At 45.7% G+C, this 16,036-nt stretch carries 12 protein-coding genes; 5 read left to right on the top strand and 7 right to left on the bottom strand.

Annotated elements, in window-relative coordinates:
• Positions 1–6: 6 nt before the first annotated feature.
• Positions 7–1,470 (bottom strand): UbiD family decarboxylase, encoded by a 1,464-nt coding sequence (locus NTX75_08200; protein MCX5816207.1) that lies wholly within the window; start codon positions 1,468–1,470, stop codon positions 7–9.
• Positions 1,471–1,826: 356 nt separating this feature from the next.
• Here NTX75_08200 and NTX75_08205 point away from each other — a divergent pair, with 356 nt between their 5' ends.
• Positions 1,827–3,245 carry a sigma 54-interacting transcriptional regulator gene (locus NTX75_08205; protein ID MCX5816208.1) on the top strand — a complete coding sequence of 473 codons (1,419 nt, stop codon included), beginning with the start codon at positions 1,827–1,829 and terminating at the stop codon, positions 3,243–3,245.
• Between the two features lie 139 nt (positions 3,246–3,384).
• On the opposite strand, the gene idi is transcribed toward NTX75_08205, so the two are convergent.
• Together idi and NTX75_08215 are read right to left on the bottom strand one after the other, a co-directional pair.
• Positions 3,385–3,900: an isopentenyl-diphosphate Delta-isomerase gene (gene idi / locus NTX75_08210; GenBank protein MCX5816209.1), complete on the bottom strand. Its 516-nt coding sequence runs from the start codon at positions 3,898–3,900 to the stop codon at positions 3,385–3,387.
• A 76-nt stretch (positions 3,901–3,976) separates the two neighbouring features.
• Positions 3,977–4,573, bottom strand: a complete 597-nt coding sequence (locus NTX75_08215; protein MCX5816210.1) for a UbiX family flavin prenyltransferase — start codon at positions 4,571–4,573, stop codon at positions 3,977–3,979.
• Between the two features lie 915 nt (positions 4,574–5,488).
• Here NTX75_08215 and NTX75_08220 point away from each other — a divergent pair.
• Complete coding sequence (locus NTX75_08220; protein MCX5816211.1) at positions 5,489–6,559, top strand: hypothetical protein; 1,071 nt, start codon at positions 5,489–5,491, stop codon at positions 6,557–6,559.
• A gap of 59 nt (positions 6,560–6,618) precedes the next feature.
• Here NTX75_08220 and NTX75_08225 read toward each other — a convergent pair whose 3' ends face one another.
• Positions 6,619–7,407, bottom strand: a complete 789-nt coding sequence (locus NTX75_08225; GenBank protein ID MCX5816212.1) for a methyltransferase domain-containing protein — start codon at positions 7,405–7,407, stop codon at positions 6,619–6,621.
• Positions 7,408–7,485: 78 nt separating this feature from the next.
• On the bottom strand, positions 7,486–8,685 hold the full coding sequence (locus NTX75_08230) for a glycosyltransferase (protein ID MCX5816213.1): 1,200 nt from the start codon (positions 8,683–8,685) through the stop codon (positions 7,486–7,488).
• Positions 8,686–8,965: 280 nt separating this feature from the next.
• Between NTX75_08230 and NTX75_08235 the strand changes: the two genes are divergently transcribed.
• Entirely contained in the window at positions 8,966–9,922 is a 957-nt protein-coding gene (locus NTX75_08235) for a GSCFA domain-containing protein (protein ID MCX5816214.1), read from the top strand.
• Here NTX75_08235 and NTX75_08240 read toward each other — a convergent pair.
• On the bottom strand, positions 9,885–12,347 hold the full coding sequence (locus tag NTX75_08240; protein ID MCX5816215.1) for a heparinase II/III family protein: 2,463 nt from the start codon (positions 12,345–12,347) through the stop codon (positions 9,885–9,887). The genes NTX75_08235 and NTX75_08240 overlap by 38 nt on opposite strands.
• A gap of 131 nt (positions 12,348–12,478) precedes the next feature.
• Here NTX75_08240 and NTX75_08245 point away from each other — a divergent pair, with 131 nt between their 5' ends.
• Both NTX75_08245 and NTX75_08250 read left to right on the top strand, forming a co-directional pair.
• Entirely contained in the window at positions 12,479–13,162 is a 684-nt protein-coding gene (locus NTX75_08245; protein MCX5816216.1) for a phosphoglycerate mutase family protein, read from the top strand.
• A complete protein-coding gene (locus tag NTX75_08250; GenBank protein MCX5816217.1) occupies positions 13,149–14,645 on the top strand; it encodes a radical SAM protein in 1,497 nt (498 codons plus the stop codon). Before NTX75_08245 ends, NTX75_08250 begins: the two co-directional genes overlap by 14 nt.
• 99 nt (positions 14,646–14,744) lie before the next feature.
• Here NTX75_08250 and NTX75_08255 read toward each other — a convergent pair whose 3' ends face one another.
• Positions 14,745–15,962 (bottom strand): glycosyltransferase, encoded by a 1,218-nt coding sequence (locus NTX75_08255; GenBank protein ID MCX5816218.1) that lies wholly within the window; start codon positions 15,960–15,962, stop codon positions 14,745–14,747.
• Positions 15,963–16,036: the final 74 nt, after the last annotated feature.

Below are 16,036 nucleotides of genomic sequence, written 5' to 3' on the forward strand. Positions count from 1 at the left end.
ATAATCTTAATCTATGCGGTACTCCTTCCATCTTCTCGTGGTCAACTCGTCATCTTCTTTGGAAATAGTGACCGATGACGGAGGATATACGTCGTTACCCCATTCAGGAACCTTATCGTAATCCCAGTTCCTTGTTGCATCAATAAGCACTCTTGCCCATTTTCCTGTCCCAAACTTGATTTCATTTCTATCCCTTATTCTGGTGCTTGGGTCTAATACAGCTCCAAAACTTCCCGGAAAAATGACAATATCATTTTCTTCTGCGTTTACCCTGTATGAAATTGCTTCTTCAACAGATCTTTTATTCCAGATATCAATATCGTCTTCAACAACAATGACAAACTTAAACAAGTATTGTGCTCCAGAGGATCCCCATAATGCAGCTGCTACCTGTTTTGCATGCCCTCTGAACATTTTTTTGATTTTGACAATTGTTATTGGAACTGCGCTAATTTCGAGAACTCCCGGCACACCCTGGGATTCGAGGATATTCTTGGCAACAGCAGAGAGGCTCACAACGAGAATGGAGCTATCTTCGTTAGGATTCAGATAATTCATTCCCTCAAGCGTTCCGCGAAAGATAGGATCATTTCTGTGTGTAATACATGAAACCTTGACAAATGGTCTTTTTGCAGACTCACCATAATATCCCGTATACTCGCCGAATGGTCCTTCCATTTTATAATCCTTTGGATCAGGTGAAATATAGCCTTCCACAACCATTTCAGCATCAGCCGGTACTTCTAAGTCTACAGTTTCGCATTTGACAAGTTTCACCGGCTCTTTGAGTAGACCGCCGGCAACCTTATACTCATCCAGATCCCTTGGTAAGGGGGTAGCTGCCGCAAAAACTATCGATTCGTCGCACCCGTACACAACAGCAACGGGCATTGGCTTTTTTAATGCCTGATATTTCGAATAATGGACACCCCAGCCCTGACCTCTTACCAACAAAACCCCTATCTCATCTTTATCAACGATCATTCCTCGATACAATCCCACATTGTTTATTCCTGTTTCTGGGTCCTTTGTTATAATTCCACACCATGTGTTGATGTATCTTCCGCCATCAAGGTGGTGCCATTTGGGCACTGGGAATTTATTGAGGTCTATTTTTGATTTAATGATATTTTGCTTTACAGGTCCTTTTTTCACAAATTGTGGTTCGATTGGATTCTTAAAACGCTCCCTTACAACTTCCACCAAGTCTTCCATCTTTATATCTTTTGGAAGATCCAGCATCAACGCAATCCTACTCTTTGATGCAAGCCCGCCAATAAAAAGTTTTGTACAAATCCCATCTTTGTAACCCTTTATATTTTCAAAAAGTAGTGCGGGTCCTCGTTTGGAAAAGACTTTTCTTGTAATTGCACCGATTTCACCTTGCCAATCCACTTCCGTACTTATACGTTTCAGTTCTCCTTCAGATTCAAGTATTGCTATCCATTCTCTTAAATTTTTGTATCCCATTGCTTACCTCCTTAAAATTATTGTCCTTAAAATTATCGACTTATTCCCTATATATCAAAAATAGTCAATTTTTAACAACTATCGTGTTTTACGATATAAAATGCATTATTTGTGCCATAAATTTAAGCATCCATATTTATGAAATTTCATGCAGTGATGTGTGTTGATCAAAGAATAAATTTGCAGTAATAAAATAATTGTAACAGAATCAGGTGGTTAGATAATGCAGCAGCTGTGTTTCATTGTAAGCAATATGCAAACCACGTATGAATTTTAAAATTGAAGATTACATAACTGTCTGTTAAAATATACATGTCTGTATTGTAGGACACATTAAGTGAATTGAGAGGTATTATATGGAAGAGAAAAAAATTTTGTTGGATATATTAGGCAAATATGGACATACACCAGTTATTGCATGTGCTTTAAAATTTATTTTCAGAAATCCATATGAAACTCTCATTGTAACAGATAGAAATGCCAGGATCGAATTTATGGACAGGGGTTCAGAAAAGTTTTTCGGACTTTCACAGGGCGATGCAAGAGGGACAGATATCCGAGAGCTTTTCCCCCACTCAAGCATACCAATAACCCTGGAAAACGGCATACCCATAGTAGGAAGAATATTTGAAGTAAAAGACAAGAAGGGAATTGGAACTGTATATCCAATCATTAAAGAGGAAAAAATAATAGGCGCTCTTGCGAGATTGACATTTTATTCACTGGAGGTGGTGGATAGAATAAATAGCGAAATGAATAGGTTAAGAAGAAAGGTGAGCTATTTTGAGGAGAAACAACAGGGCGAATATAGCGCATTATATACTTTTAACAATATCCTTGGTATTAGTTCTTTAATAAAAGATACCATTGAAATTGCAAAGAGAATTTCTCTTGTGAATACAGATGTATTGATTGTTGGGGAAAGTGGAACCGGTAAAGAGTTGTTTGCACATAGCATCCATGACTTTACCCACGGGGAAAAACCATTTGTAAAAATTAACTGCCCGGCCATCCCCTTCGAACTTGCAGAATCGGAACTCTTTGGCTATGAAAAAGGAGCGTTTTCTGGGGCATTATCATCAGGAAAAATTGGCAAATTTGAGGTTGCGAATAATGGGACAATCTTTCTGGATGAGATTTCCTCGCTACCGCTCTCCGTTCAAGCGAAACTGCTCAGAGTATTGGAGGAAAGAGAAATTGAAAGATTGGGAAGTACTAAAGTAAAAAAAATAAGCTTTAGATTAATTGCTGCTACAAATAAAGACCTGAAAATTCTTGTAAAAGAAGGAAGGTTTCGCGAAGACCTTTATTACAGGGTGGCAAAAACTATTATTAATCTTCCTTCTCTTCAAGAAAGAGTTGAAGATATTCCTGTCTACCTTGACCACTTCTTAAGAAAAATAAGCTTATCGTTTAATATAAAACCCAAAAAGATGTCAGAAAAGGCTATAGACGCTTCCCTGAAATATAACTGGCCAGGTAACGTAAGAGAATTAATAAATATTTTAGAACTGGCCATGCTGAAAGCATGGAAAAGTGACAAAATCGATGAAGAGCATCTTCCTTTTGAATTAATTTCCAATTCTGTAAGGCCAATTAATAATAACTCAAACAATAGTATAAAAAACATAAAGAAAGAGGTAGCAGATAAAGAAAAAAAACTCATCGTTTCTGCTTTAGAAAAAACAAAAGGCAACAAAAGACAGGCTGCAATATTTTTACATATGACAAGGTCTGCTTTATATGAAAAGATAAAAAGATATAATATTGCCTAAACAAATGATTCGGCTTCTTGTGTCTTTTTTCTCTTTTTCCGATTTTCCAGTTCCTTATCTGTGGGTGTGATAGAAATATCCATCTGCATAGTGCCAGTAAAATAGGTCCTGCTCACATTCTCAAAATAGTATATAAGGGTTACCGCGCCAGATAATTGAGTACCTCTGGTAACGCTTTCTTAAACCATGGCGTATATTTTCCCTGGTGTTTCCTTACATCTTCCATAAGTTCATCTATGGGCACAAACTTATGTTCTTCAATTTCATCGTTATTCGGCTTAATATCTCCATCATAAATTCCAAAAAAAATATGATCAATTTCATTTTCTCCATATTTGTCGTCATAATTTTCTTTATAATGGAATTTGAAAAGAGGTTTTACGTCACACGTAAATCCTAATTCCTCTTGAAGACGCCTCTTCGTGGCTTTTTCAAGGTTCTCATCTTTTCTCGGGTGTGAACAACATGCATTTGTCCAGAAACCAGGCCATATTTTTTTTGAATTTTGCCTTTTATGGATGAGCATTTGATGCTTCATATTAATAATAAATATCGAGAATGCACGATGAAGTTTTACCGGAATAAGGTGACACTCTTCTTTTTCTTTATAATGTATTTCTTCATCATCCTTATCAACAAGTATCAACATCTCCATGTAGTTCTCCATAGTTGCGGGATATGGGCATTCATGCTATGCCACTTTTAGATCGCAAATATATTCTGCCATTTATTTATAAGATACTTATTCTCCTCTTCTCTTTTGGGCTCTCTTCAGTTCCCCACCTTTTAAATAAATGGGCGTCTATAGAAAAAAGGTCAAGAACCTTCCCGACTGTCTGGTCTATCAAATCGTTTATGGTTTGGGGTAAATGGTAAAAAGCAGGAACGGGAGGCATTATGATGCCGCCTATTCTTGAAACCTTCATCATTAATTCAAGATGTCCTTCATGTAATGGGGTCTCTCTTACCAGGAGCACAAGCCTCCTCCGCTCCTTCAGTATTACGTCTGCCGCTCTGATAATTAGATTGTCATTATACGAATTAGCGATAGCTGAGAGCGATTTTATCGAGCATGGTGCAATAATCATCCCGTTAGCCCCAAAGGAACCACTTGCTATAGCAGCACCGACATCATCAACATCGTAGACAACGGAAGCCATTGAATACAGTTCATCTAAAGTGTATTTAGTTTCAATAGCAATATTCTTTATTGCTGATTTGGATACAATAAGGTGGCTTTCTATGTTGATCTCATTTAAAACCTGTAATAACCTGATACCATATATTACTCCTGATGCACCCGAGATACCTAAAATCATCTTTTCCATATCGTTATCTCCATCTTCTGAAATTACTTAGCGGTCTGTTGTTATGTCACTCTTGGAGTCCTATGCTCTTTTATCTACTACAACCGTCCATCCAATCTCTATCAAACATGCTTCATTATAAACAAATATATGCAAATATATATGCAATTAGTATGCCTTTCGTGTAGCCTGGCAGTTTAATACTATTGCTTGCGGCAAAGACGTGACCGCATCGTGTTCCAGCCAAGGACAGAAGAAAATCATCCATCTACATTGATTTAAATCATATCAGTCAAAGCAAAAAGTTATCATAATTTTAGGAATATACACAATTTGTCTACAGTTTGGACACGAACAAAACATGGAATAGCAATTTCAATAATAACATTTATTCCCGACACCGCTCTAAAGCACAAAATCCTGCTCTCTTTCGAGAAACGGGGGTTAGGTCATCAGTCCATTGTGTCCTCTTGGTTTATTGGTTGAGGATTCAAATGCCGGTTTCTATATCAATATAGAACACATTATAGTTACTAAAAATCCAGGATATCAATCACTTTTGGTTATCATGGTTTTATGAAAAACTTTTCAGCTTGTAGGATAGACGTTCAATTCTATTACAGCAAAAAAAACGATTACCACTTAAAGTCTTGTATATTGGGCGTAGGTTCTAAAAACTCGATAGCAAGTGGCAATCAATAAATCTCAGTATTTCATAATTGGTGATCTACTGTATTATATGGCCATACGTGATAGGTCATGCTTCATGAGGCAGCGGATTTACCACGGTCGCTACACGTCCCCACGAGGTTTCATGCCTATGAACGCAGGACCGACGAATTTGTTGCTTTACGGGTCGTTTAGGTGGTAAATATGTCCATACCGAATCAATAAATGGTTGTTATGCTCTACTAAAGTTTGCAGGAGGACATAATCGTGAAGCTAACGTGTATGAAAGTGATCACATTCTATATCGTGATGCTGCTGGTCTCGGGGTGTGTCGCATACGGGCCTTCAACGATCCGTCGTGACCGACTCGACTACAATACTGCAATATCCGATTCCTGGAAGAGCCAGATGCTTATCAATATCGTGAGAGTGCGTTACGGAGATACCCCCATCTTTCTCAACATCGACTCCGTGGTCACTTCATATGAGGTGTCCGGCAAAGGAACCGCAAATACAGGGTGGACATTTCCATTTACAACGAGTACCTACATAGGTGGAGAACTATACTCCGCCACTCGTCCAACGATAACATACAGTCCCATGGTAGGGGAGAAGTTCGTTCGCAGCATGATGACCCCCATTTCCCCTTCCGTCGTTCTTGCGCTTGTCCAATCCGGGTACCCGGCAGACATTGTCTTTCGTCTTCTGGTTCAGTCGGCAAATAGCGTTAAGAACCGCTTCGGCATGGGCGCAACGGGGAATCCAGCCGACCCTGACCTATATCCGTTGTTGGAGAGGATGCGGCGCATGCAACAATCCGGTGCCATGGCGCTCAAGATAGAAAAATCCAGCGAGGGAGAATCCGCGTTCCTCACCTTCAGCGAGAAGTCCAGTAAAGAGATCAAGGCCGATGGCGCCGAGGTAAAAAAGATACTTGGTCTTGATCCTCAGACCCAGGAGTACAGGGTTGTGTATGGACAGTCCCCCAGGAACAACAAAGAGATAGCTATTCTGAGCCGTTCGATGGTCCAGGTCCTCACCGATCTTGCCTCCTCTATAGAGGCTCCTGAGACCGACATAGCAGAAAAGCGGGCATACCCCAACCTTAAGATTGCAGATGACAGGGACCCACTGGCAGCTCAATCCATTAAGATCTACAATTCCCCGCAATTACCCGGCGACGCGTACATGGCTGTCCTCTATGACCGTACGTGGTTTTGGATCGATAATAAGGACCTTCCGTCAAAGTCCATGTTCTCCTTCCTCATGTTCGTCTTTTCGATGCTGGAAACAGAAGGGAAACAGGGGATGCCTGTCCTGACCATCCCGACACGCTGATTTTATGAAAAACTTAACCGAATAATGATGGTGGATTATGCCCTTGATAGAGATCGTTACTATTTTGTCTCTTTGACTGCCTTGACGATGATGTTCCACCCGAGACGGTTCCAGGGAAAGATACGTCCCAGGATTTTATCGATGAGGGCCAAGGATTCCAAGCGGTAAAACTGTCTGCCAGAGGATGGCGATGCAGGGAATTTATGGGGAATGATGTACAACGAGCGCCAGGCAACAGGCCTTAGCCCTGCCTTTAGAAGTTTCTTTTTAAGGCTCCGGGGGGTATAGAAACGGAGATGTGTTGCATCCCATCCATACCAGTCCTTTTGACGCCGCACAACGCGATGATACATTCCTTCTATTAAATAATTAAGGGAAAAGGCATTCTGGGTGCTTACCGTCAAGACCCCTTCGGGTGCAAGGTTTTGCGCGGCTGCATCGAGAAGAGCCTGATCGTCTTCAACGTGTTCGACTACGTCTTTTAACAGGATAACATCGAAAGAGGCGCCAGGTTGAAAAGCAGGCCATCTTTCGCTCACAATAAACTCGCATTTATCCTGGACCCCCTCTTTTTCCGTGAGATAACGGGCTGTTGATAAAACTGTTTCTTCAGCGTCCACCCCTACGATACGGGTAGCGCCCAACCTGGCGGCATAGACAAGAAACATACCCGCACCACAGCCATAATCAAGGAATCTTTTCCCCTTCAGGTCTCCCAGCAATGCACTGATAAACATATTTTTTATTCTGCTGTAGGCCTTGCTCTGCTGATCCATATACGCCTGCAGGGCCTTCTCGATATGCTCAGAACGTATCCAGTGGTCTTCGGGGTATCTTTTTCTTTTCATACGCGGATATGATGATCTGCAGGAAGTCCATTTGTCATTCCGGTCTGCCTGCAGCAAAAATACAGACCTCTGTGAGGCTTATTTATTAAATCCCATAAACTGCCTGTATACCTGTTCCCATTCCCACCTTTCCCGTTCAGGGGAAAAATTTGTCATACGCTCTCTTGCGGCAATACCCAGTGCCAGGCCGCCATCAGACAGCGTGATGATCCGCTCAAGGGCATCGGCAATGGTGTTAGCGCTGCCCCAGGGCACAATGAAACCCGATATCCCGTCTTCCATGAGGTTTTCCACTGCCCCCACACGGGTGGCAACACAGGGAAGTCCACAGGCCATTGCCTCCATGAGGATATTGGGACACCCTTCCGACACAGAAGGGAGGACAAAGGCATCAAGGCTCAAAAGCCAGTCAGTCACCTTTTCATGGGAAACAGCAGGGTGAAATGTGAGGATGTCCTGAATGCCGGTTCCTTTGATCATGTCTTCGCAGGTCTTCCGTTCCGAATCCCTGATCGTTCCCGTCAGTTCCAATGTTACATCATGCTGCTTTCTTAATTCTGCTATTGCCTTAAAGAGGTAGGGCAGCCCCTTTGCGTACTTGAATATGCCGGCACAGCCGATGTGAAAGGTATTATTTTTAACACTTTGAGGAGTCCATGGCACAGTAGGTATGGAAACGGAGTTGTAGATGATCTGTGCCTTCCCTTTAATCGATGAGAGAGCGTCTGCTGTGTCAAGAAGGTCCCGGCTTAACACCACAACCCTGTCGGCATTCTCCAGGCCGCTTTTACACATTGCGGTCTTTTCAGGGCTGAATATATACTTTTTTACGTCATTGCCAACAATGGTGACAATGGAAGGTTTCCCTGTTTTGCGGGCAATAAGACCCGTAATATACCCCGCGGGATAGAGAAAAAAACTGTGGAAACAATCAAAGCACTGATCGTCATGGAGAAGTTCGAGGGACTGATACATCATTTTGAAGGTCCGTGTATAAGGAGAATCCCACATCGTAAGTGGTCTGCCGTAAAACTCTTCTTTGCCGATGTTCATCCGGTGAACCATGATCCCGTCAATAAGTTCATTCCTCCTGTTTTCATCAAGGAGAATCATCGGTTCATCCGTGACTGTAAAATGGGCAACATGAACCTCTATCCCCATGTCCCGGATATGCCGGGAAACGTTTTTCACTGTCCGCGCAAGCCCACCCCATTGGTCAGGCGGATACTCAGGTGTTACAATGCATGTTTTCGTAATGTTGCCTTTTCTTCGAAGCATGTATGGGTTTTATAGTATCAAAGACATTGTCACTTAGTCAACCATGTTATTGTTGGAGCTTCCTGACTTATGGAGGCCAACCAACCAGGCTCCAGCGTTCTCGACCGAAATGGTTCCGTCCGGGGTGAATTTAACATTTCTTTGAATAATCACAGGTATATTGTTGGGTGTAAGTCAGAAAGACTCAGGAAACATCCTGGTTGTTGCCGACTCGTAGGGCGATTTCTTTACAAAAGAAGCGTTATGGGGTAATAATAATGAATGACAGGTGAAATGCATTATGCCCCGATCTGATGTTCATCCCAAATTCCATTTCGAACCCTGGCAGGTGTGGCCGGGGTCATATGATAACCCTCCTGCCTCTGGAGAGGTCTATCCCTTTCCGGACGTTTCAGGATTAAAGATTGACCTGAAAACGCCCATCGCCTCTATGGGTTCATGCTTTGCCAGGGAGATAAAGGATGTGCTCATTGACAGAGATTATTCATACATCAGGGAAGAGGTTGGTCATCCTGCCTCGAAACACGCCAGCGCCGCATGGGAACGAACGTACAACTCCTTTTCCATGCGACAGATATTCGAGTATACCTTTGACGACTGGAGGCCTCATGTTCGCTGGTGGAAGGCGCCAGTGTCCGGCATCATCCAGGACCCCTACCGAAGGATTATCCTTTACAAATCGATGGCGGAGGCGGAGGCGGACTTCGAAAGACATTGCCTGGCATCGCGCACAGCCCTTGAACGTGCAGAGGTACTCATTCTGACCTTCGGTCTCACCGAGATATGGGAAGACAGGATTGACGGGTCTGTGATCTGCCTTCCTTCCGGTCCCTATGTGAACGAGGGCGGTGATATGAGCCGGTACCACTTCAGGGTGAGTCGCTATCATGAAAACCTTGACAACATGGAGCGCATATATGAACTTATGAAGGCCCATAATCCCCGGTGCAAACTGATTGTGACGGTCTCACCGGTACATCTCTGGGCAACATTCAGGAAAGACCTCGACGTCATCAGCGCAAGCTGGAATTCCAAGGCTACCCTGAGGGCTGCTGTAGACGAATTTGTCTCCCGCCACGAGAACGTATTCTATTTTCCTGCCTTTGAGATGGCCGTTACATACAGGGCAATCCTCGGCAAATCGTTATTTACCGAGGGAAGGGAGCCGTTCCACGTCAACAAAGAGACGGTAAATTTCATCATGGATAATTTCTTCCGCATATTTTCGAATGAATAGATGTGAGAAAATGGGGAGGGATGTGGGAATGGATATCCGGGAGGGGATAGAGTACCCATGTAAGCGTGAGAGGTAGGGGGTATACGAAGGAAAAGGTAAAATGACTTGCCAAAATATCTCCACCATTTACAGAGACCCATCCGCATAATGGATCAGTATTGCCTTCCGAACGGACGACATCCGGTTTATAGTTCCTCAAGACGGGGATCAGGGCAACGCCCCTGCCTTCCGATGTCGCTTTGCGGATTATGTATGTACAAGAGTCAATGTTAGTTTGCCCGGGAGAAAACTGCCAGCACACGGTGACGGTGTGATTCCCATGCCCTGCTATTAAAGGGGCTCGCGTCGCCCCCTCCGCCAGCAAGCGCGACCCGCAACAAGCGGGTACCCCGGCCATTCTCTCGCGCTCGCAGTGCTCGCTAAATGACGCTCGGACTGAATCCTGAATGATCCAGTACTTATGGGCCGGAAAGGAGACCGTTCTTGTTACGGCAATCCTTGTGCCTCTTTCGTCGAGATAATCATTGCAGATTCCCGTTAACGTATCAATCGAGCATTCCAACCCTTTCTTCCGAGAAAGTAATTTAAGCGGCAGATCATTTATACCAAGCGTTTCATGGTGAAATCCAAAGCCTTCCCTCGCTGATCGTACTCTTTCCTGAAAAGCTAACTGTGACCTCTCGGGGCCTTTCCCATCGATGAGGATCATATTATGGGCAACGGCTGAGCGGTAATAACCGGTAAGGGGCGTAGGCGCGTAGGTTGTGATGCCCGGGTCCGCAAGACAAAGGGTTCCATGCACTGTTACATCGAGAGAGAGGACATCTTCATGTATGTGTGTCATTCCCGGAGGACCTGCCCTGAATACAAGGAAATGTGAGTCTTTGTTGTAACCCGACCGCATAACGCCAATACCGGCATCGGGGTATATGTGTACAGCAGCGGCAGGCGAAGTGCCTCTCCGGCCTTTTGTGCCGATCCATATAAAATCGGGACGGTTAAAGAGTTCTCCTGCAAGCCTCATGAGGACTCTATAGTCACCGGTTATGTTCCCTGAATCATTCAAAGAAGGCCAGGTGAAGTCAGGGCGGCATAGAGAAGCGAGGTATCCGGCTGCCCTTTCCAGGGGGGCCTCAAATACTGCGGGGAGAGGTACATGTTTGACGGATGCTGCCCTTTTCACTTCCAATAATGCATGGAGGCAGATGGCGTGATAAAGCGGTGACAGTTCAAAATGAACCCCATCCGCCATAAATTGTCTGTGGAATTCACTTTCAAGACGACTTACCCCCTCCTCGAACCACTTGGCGGCTTCCGTTAATTCGGGGAGGCATATCCCGGCAAGGGCTAATGCCGTTGATTCCACGATGATCCAGTTATTAGGATGGCCTTTGTGATCCATGAGGTGGCGGGCATGTTCCCAGAAGGAACGGAGCATCAGTTCTTTCGTTTCACGCCTGAAGGATTCATGAGGCCATGCTATCCCTTTTATCCAGAGCCATTCCCTGAGACGCCATGCAGCAGACAGGGTTTCCCAGGATGGTCCAGCGCCGCCGTTTGATCCCACAGGCACGGGATGCGCGATGATCCAGTCGTGGATTATCTGATCCAGAAATGCACTATAATGCCGGTCTTTTTTCTCCAGAAAGGCCTTCATCACTTCCCTTAAGAAGTGATGCCGGTGGAGAAAGTGCGACCATTCCAGAATGCAGGACGGGTTTTTGTCCCACTGTAAGGGCCATGGAAGTTGTTGGCCCATGATGTGACCCTTGAGGATTTCGTCAGCGCCCTCCTGAGGGTAGGGATGGTAAGGGGGGATAGAAAGCAATGACGCATATGCCTGCCCGTAAGGATTGTCCGCATCTTCCCCTGGGCCCCTTTCTTGCGGGAGAGAGAGGGCCCTTGCAGACGCGCAATGGCTCAGCATCGCCTTGAGACCTCCATTTGTCAGCCTCGGGCCTGCCGGGAACAGCCGGTCTTCGCCATAGAGGGCGCCTATGCCCACTGCGATCAATCCCGTTGAAACGTCTGTTTTCTCATGTTTGCATGTGATTTCTATGCGGGTGATGTCTTTCCAGTCATCCGGTTTTCCATATGTGCCGAATGACTCCCGGGGGAATGCTAATTCCACTGTTTTCCCGGGTGGCAGGCATTCCCGCCCACCGCTTAGTGAAACGGGCTCATCGATCACATCTGTTTTGCCGGACCCGTGGAACAATCTCATTTCTGCATACAGGACCGTTTCCGTAAGGTTGGTTGCGGTAAGAGATAGCTGGTTGAATGACGAAAAATCCCGCATGGGGCATAGAAGGGTTACGCGGATCTGACCGATCGATGCGGCATGTCCGTACCCCTCAAAGAGCAACGCCCTCCTGGTGATTGTGTCACAAAGAAATGTGTCGGAAGGCAATCCCGGATCTTTCATGTGATCCTCGTCTGCTTTTTATATCGTGTTATCGACATAGGCGGCAAAAGTGTAGTACTGTTATAATGCAAGTGATATAACTATATCATAACTTGCCGGGGAAAAGGGTCATAAAAGATGAGGAGTAAAACATGATAAAGGTGTTTCTTGCGCGGCACGGTGAAACCGCTGGAAACAGCCAGGGACTTATCCTTGGACGAAAGGACTATCCTCTAACTGACAAAGGCATTAAGACCACCACGAAACTGGCTCATATTGTTATGGAGAGGCTTATGTCATATTCCGGAAGCCTTTCTTTTGTCGGAGATGGGTCCGGACTATTGCCGAAAGATGCCCGTGTGTTTAGAGGCCTCATCGTAGCCTCTTCCCTTGGCCGTGCCCTTGAGAGTGCGCGGATATATGCCGACAAAACCGGATGGCAGATAGAGGTGATGGCAGGGATGGCCGAGCTTTCCTGTGGACAATGGGAAGGACAACTCAGGAGCGTAGTAGCGCCGGATCGGCCCTTTATCCGTGCAGCATGGACGGCGTCCCCTCCTGAGGGTGAGGGCTATGCGAACGGAGAACTCCGGGTGGCCGAAGTCGTACGGAAGATAAAAATGATGGAGGGTTATGATGTAGCCATTGTCGTAGGTCACGCGGGGATAAACCGTGTCTTCCTGAAACTGTGGCTCGAGATGGACCCGTTGTGCATCCTGAATGTCCATCAGTCCCATGAAACGATATACATACTGAATAGCGGTGACGATAAAGAAGTGGATTGGATACATGCTGACGGAACGACCGGCCAGGGACTGATAGTTGAAAAACCATAAAATCCTTCTCATCGAACCCCCCTTTTACCGGCTTTTTAAAGAGACTTACGGGCTGGTCAGGTACCCCCTTTCTCTCGGGTATCTTGCGTCATCCGTAAAAGCAGGGACGGATTGGGATATCATGGCCTATAACGCTGATTTTACACCGGCCAGCGACCCCTTTGAAGTGACGTATTTTAAGGGTGCGGGCTTTGCGCGCTACCGCAGGACCCTCTGTGATGTATCGCACCGGATATGGCAGGGGATTCGGGATGTCATCTCCGGATATGCACCGGCTGTTGTGGGCATCTCAGCAAAATCATCCACCTTTGCGTCTGTCCTCCGGGTCGCAGGTATTGCAAAAGCGATCAATCCCGAGATCATTGTCGTTGTCGGTGGTCCTCACCCTTCTGCCGTATTCTCAAAGGCATTTGACACGACAGGCATGAAAGGGGGTCGAGTCGACAGGACAGATGCGGGCGGCGAGGTTTTTTGCCGGGATATTGATATGTTTGTTGTCGGTGAGGGAGAAGAGACGATCGTTGCATTACTGGATGCCCTCGAAAGGCATAAGAGCCCTGACCGTATCGGAGGGATTGTGTATAGAAAGGGGGAAGAGCTTATGGCAACCCTGCCGGGAAGACCCGTAGAAAACCTCGACGCGCTTCCCTTTCCCTATCAATATGCCCCTCACGTCTTAAAAGATTACGAAATCTACCCGTTATCCGCTTTCAGCAATGTTTTTGCTACACGGGGATGCCCTTACTGTTGCCTTTTCTGCGGGTCCAGAAACGTATGGGGGAAAGGCGTACGGTTCCGTTCACCCCGCAATGTGGTTGAAGAGATACTGAATCTGCAAAACATCGGCATCAAAGACATCCATTTTGGTGATGACACCTTCGGGGTTACAACACCATATCTCCAGACCCTTTGCCGGGCAATCAAGTCTTCATGCCCAGGGATCAGTTGGAGTTGTGAAATTCATGTTCGGCTCGTGAATGACAAAAACATATCCATTATGAAAGAAGCGGGGTGCTTCATGATCCAGCTCGGTATTGAGTCGGGGAATAACGAAATCCTGAAAGAAGTTAGAAAAGGCTTTACTATCGAGGAGGCGCTTGTAGCATGCAATATCATCAGGAACCACGGCATAAACCTGCAAACCTTTTTTATGGCCGGATTCCCTCAGGAGACAGAGGCGTCCCTCAAAGATACTGCGAAGGTCATCGAAGAGATTGAATGTGAAAAGATCATATACAGCATATTTACCCCTTATCCTGGCACGGAGGCTTTCGAACTTTGTCGGGGCAAGGGCATGATCACCCCCGACTATGACCCGTCCCTCTACTGCCACCAGAGCCCTGAAAACTGCTTCTGCGTCAATATATCCCCTGAGCGTTTCAGGAAGCTGTCATCCCGTATTGAGGAGACGGTAGTGCAAAAAAACAGATTCTCATGGGCAAGGTCTTTGTTTGCGTTGCATGGCCCGTGGGAATCTCAATAGCCCACACCGTGGGCGAGAAGGGGAGGCTCCGACAGCTTTGCTGGTGGAGGGGGCGACGTGAGCCCCGGTAACAGGGCAATGCGCAGTCGAATGGAATAATCAGAACGGACGCATACTTGACCAGTTTTCAAGGTCGGTAATGATGCCTTTGCCGATTCGGTATTTGTCAAAGCTGAAATGGAGGGGAACCGTGTTCCGGTTGAGAAGGTCCAAAAGGATATGGTCAGGGGGAGAGGCAAGTATATCCTTTTCAGCCATCACAATGACGTTATCCCGGGGGATGAGACATGCACGGCGCTCCTGCTCGCCGCTGGGATGGTGTTCCGGTATGATGAGCGCCCTCGAATCGGTCAGGAGGATCTCATTGATAATATTGTAGCCTGCACGGCATACGACCAGTTTTGATACATGGATGAGGTCTATGAGGGGGTAAAAGAATGGCAGGAACCGGACATCCTCAAATAGGGGGTCGTTCTGTGAACCTTTAAAAATGTTCTGGTCAAGGTACGGGTCTATGATTATGATGATCTGGAAGCGCCGGCTCAGCCCTGTTCGATGAAATGCGGACATGAGGCACCGGCTCAAAGCGCCGACATCGCCGTGGCGGGAGAGGTTCATGAGAATGATGGGTTTGTCCGGCAGACGGAATCGCTTGAGAACCTCCTGCGGATCAGGCAATTCATCGAGATGTTTATCGGTTATTTTCCCCACATACCGGATTCTCGATTCAATGAGGGGATCATTGCCGAGGAACTCCCTGTTTACGTCTATGGTGGTTTTGTCATCGAAGACATATATGAAGTCATACAATGATACATAATCGGTCAGCGGGAACTGGAATCGGCCTTCATGCGATCCTGGAGTACCACCCAAAATGCCCCGTGATATGTTGACCAGGGGGAATTCGTCCGGTGTCCCTTTGCAGGCCTTTTTTCTGGCAAGAAGAGGGGTGACTTCGCCTGACAACCCGGCTATATAGTGCTCGATCATCAGTGCGTCAGGCCTGAAGAAATCAAATGAGCCAGCAATAGCCCTTTTTCGGTATTCAAGGATATCATCAAGGCTTGTCTCATGGAGATACCGGGGAGATAAAGAACCGCCTTCGCCAGTTATCACTTTTTTTACACTCGGGAGCTTGATGACTTCAATACCTTGTCTCAACAGGATATGAGGCACCGATGTGCCCGACACGACAAGAAAATCAATATCGGGCCGCCATTTTTTTATGCCAGTAATAATCGCCAGGACCCTGAAGGTGTGACCAAGGCCTATAGAATTATGTGTGTAAATGAGGATGCGGTGAATACGGTTTGACAAAATAGCTCCGTTTAATGCAGTCTATAAAAGAGATTTATATATGTCAAACAATTAATCAGGGGTTATCAGGTAAG

This window comes from Pseudomonadota bacterium (genome assembly GCA_026388315.1).
GTDB lineage: Bacteria > Desulfobacterota > Syntrophorhabdia > Syntrophorhabdales > Syntrophorhabdaceae > MWEV01.

Excerpts from the sequence above, each read along its gene's own strand:
- NTX75_08200 (MCX5816207.1), bottom strand. The coding sequence starts at position 1,470 with ATGGGATACAAAAATTTAAGAGAATGGATAGCAATACTTGAATCTGAA.
- NTX75_08205 (MCX5816208.1), top strand. The coding sequence starts at position 1,827 with ATGGAAGAGAAAAAAATTTTGTTGGATATATTAGGCAAATATGGACAT.
- idi (MCX5816209.1), bottom strand. The coding sequence starts at position 3,900 with ATGGAGATGTTGATACTTGTTGATAAGGATGATGAAGAAATACATTAT.
- NTX75_08215 (MCX5816210.1), bottom strand. The coding sequence starts at position 4,573 with ATGGAAAAGATGATTTTAGGTATCTCGGGTGCATCAGGAGTAATATAT.
- NTX75_08225 (MCX5816212.1), bottom strand. The coding sequence starts at position 7,407 with ATGAAAAGAAAAAGATACCCCGAAGACCACTGGATACGTTCTGAGCAT.
- NTX75_08230 (MCX5816213.1), bottom strand. The coding sequence starts at position 8,685 with ATGCTTCGAAGAAAAGGCAACATTACGAAAACATGCATTGTAACACCT.
- NTX75_08235 (MCX5816214.1), top strand. The coding sequence starts at position 8,966 with ATGCCCCGATCTGATGTTCATCCCAAATTCCATTTCGAACCCTGGCAG.
- NTX75_08240 (MCX5816215.1), bottom strand. The coding sequence starts at position 12,347 with ATGAAAGATCCGGGATTGCCTTCCGACACATTTCTTTGTGACACAATC.
- NTX75_08245 (MCX5816216.1), top strand. The coding sequence starts at position 12,479 with ATGATAAAGGTGTTTCTTGCGCGGCACGGTGAAACCGCTGGAAACAGC.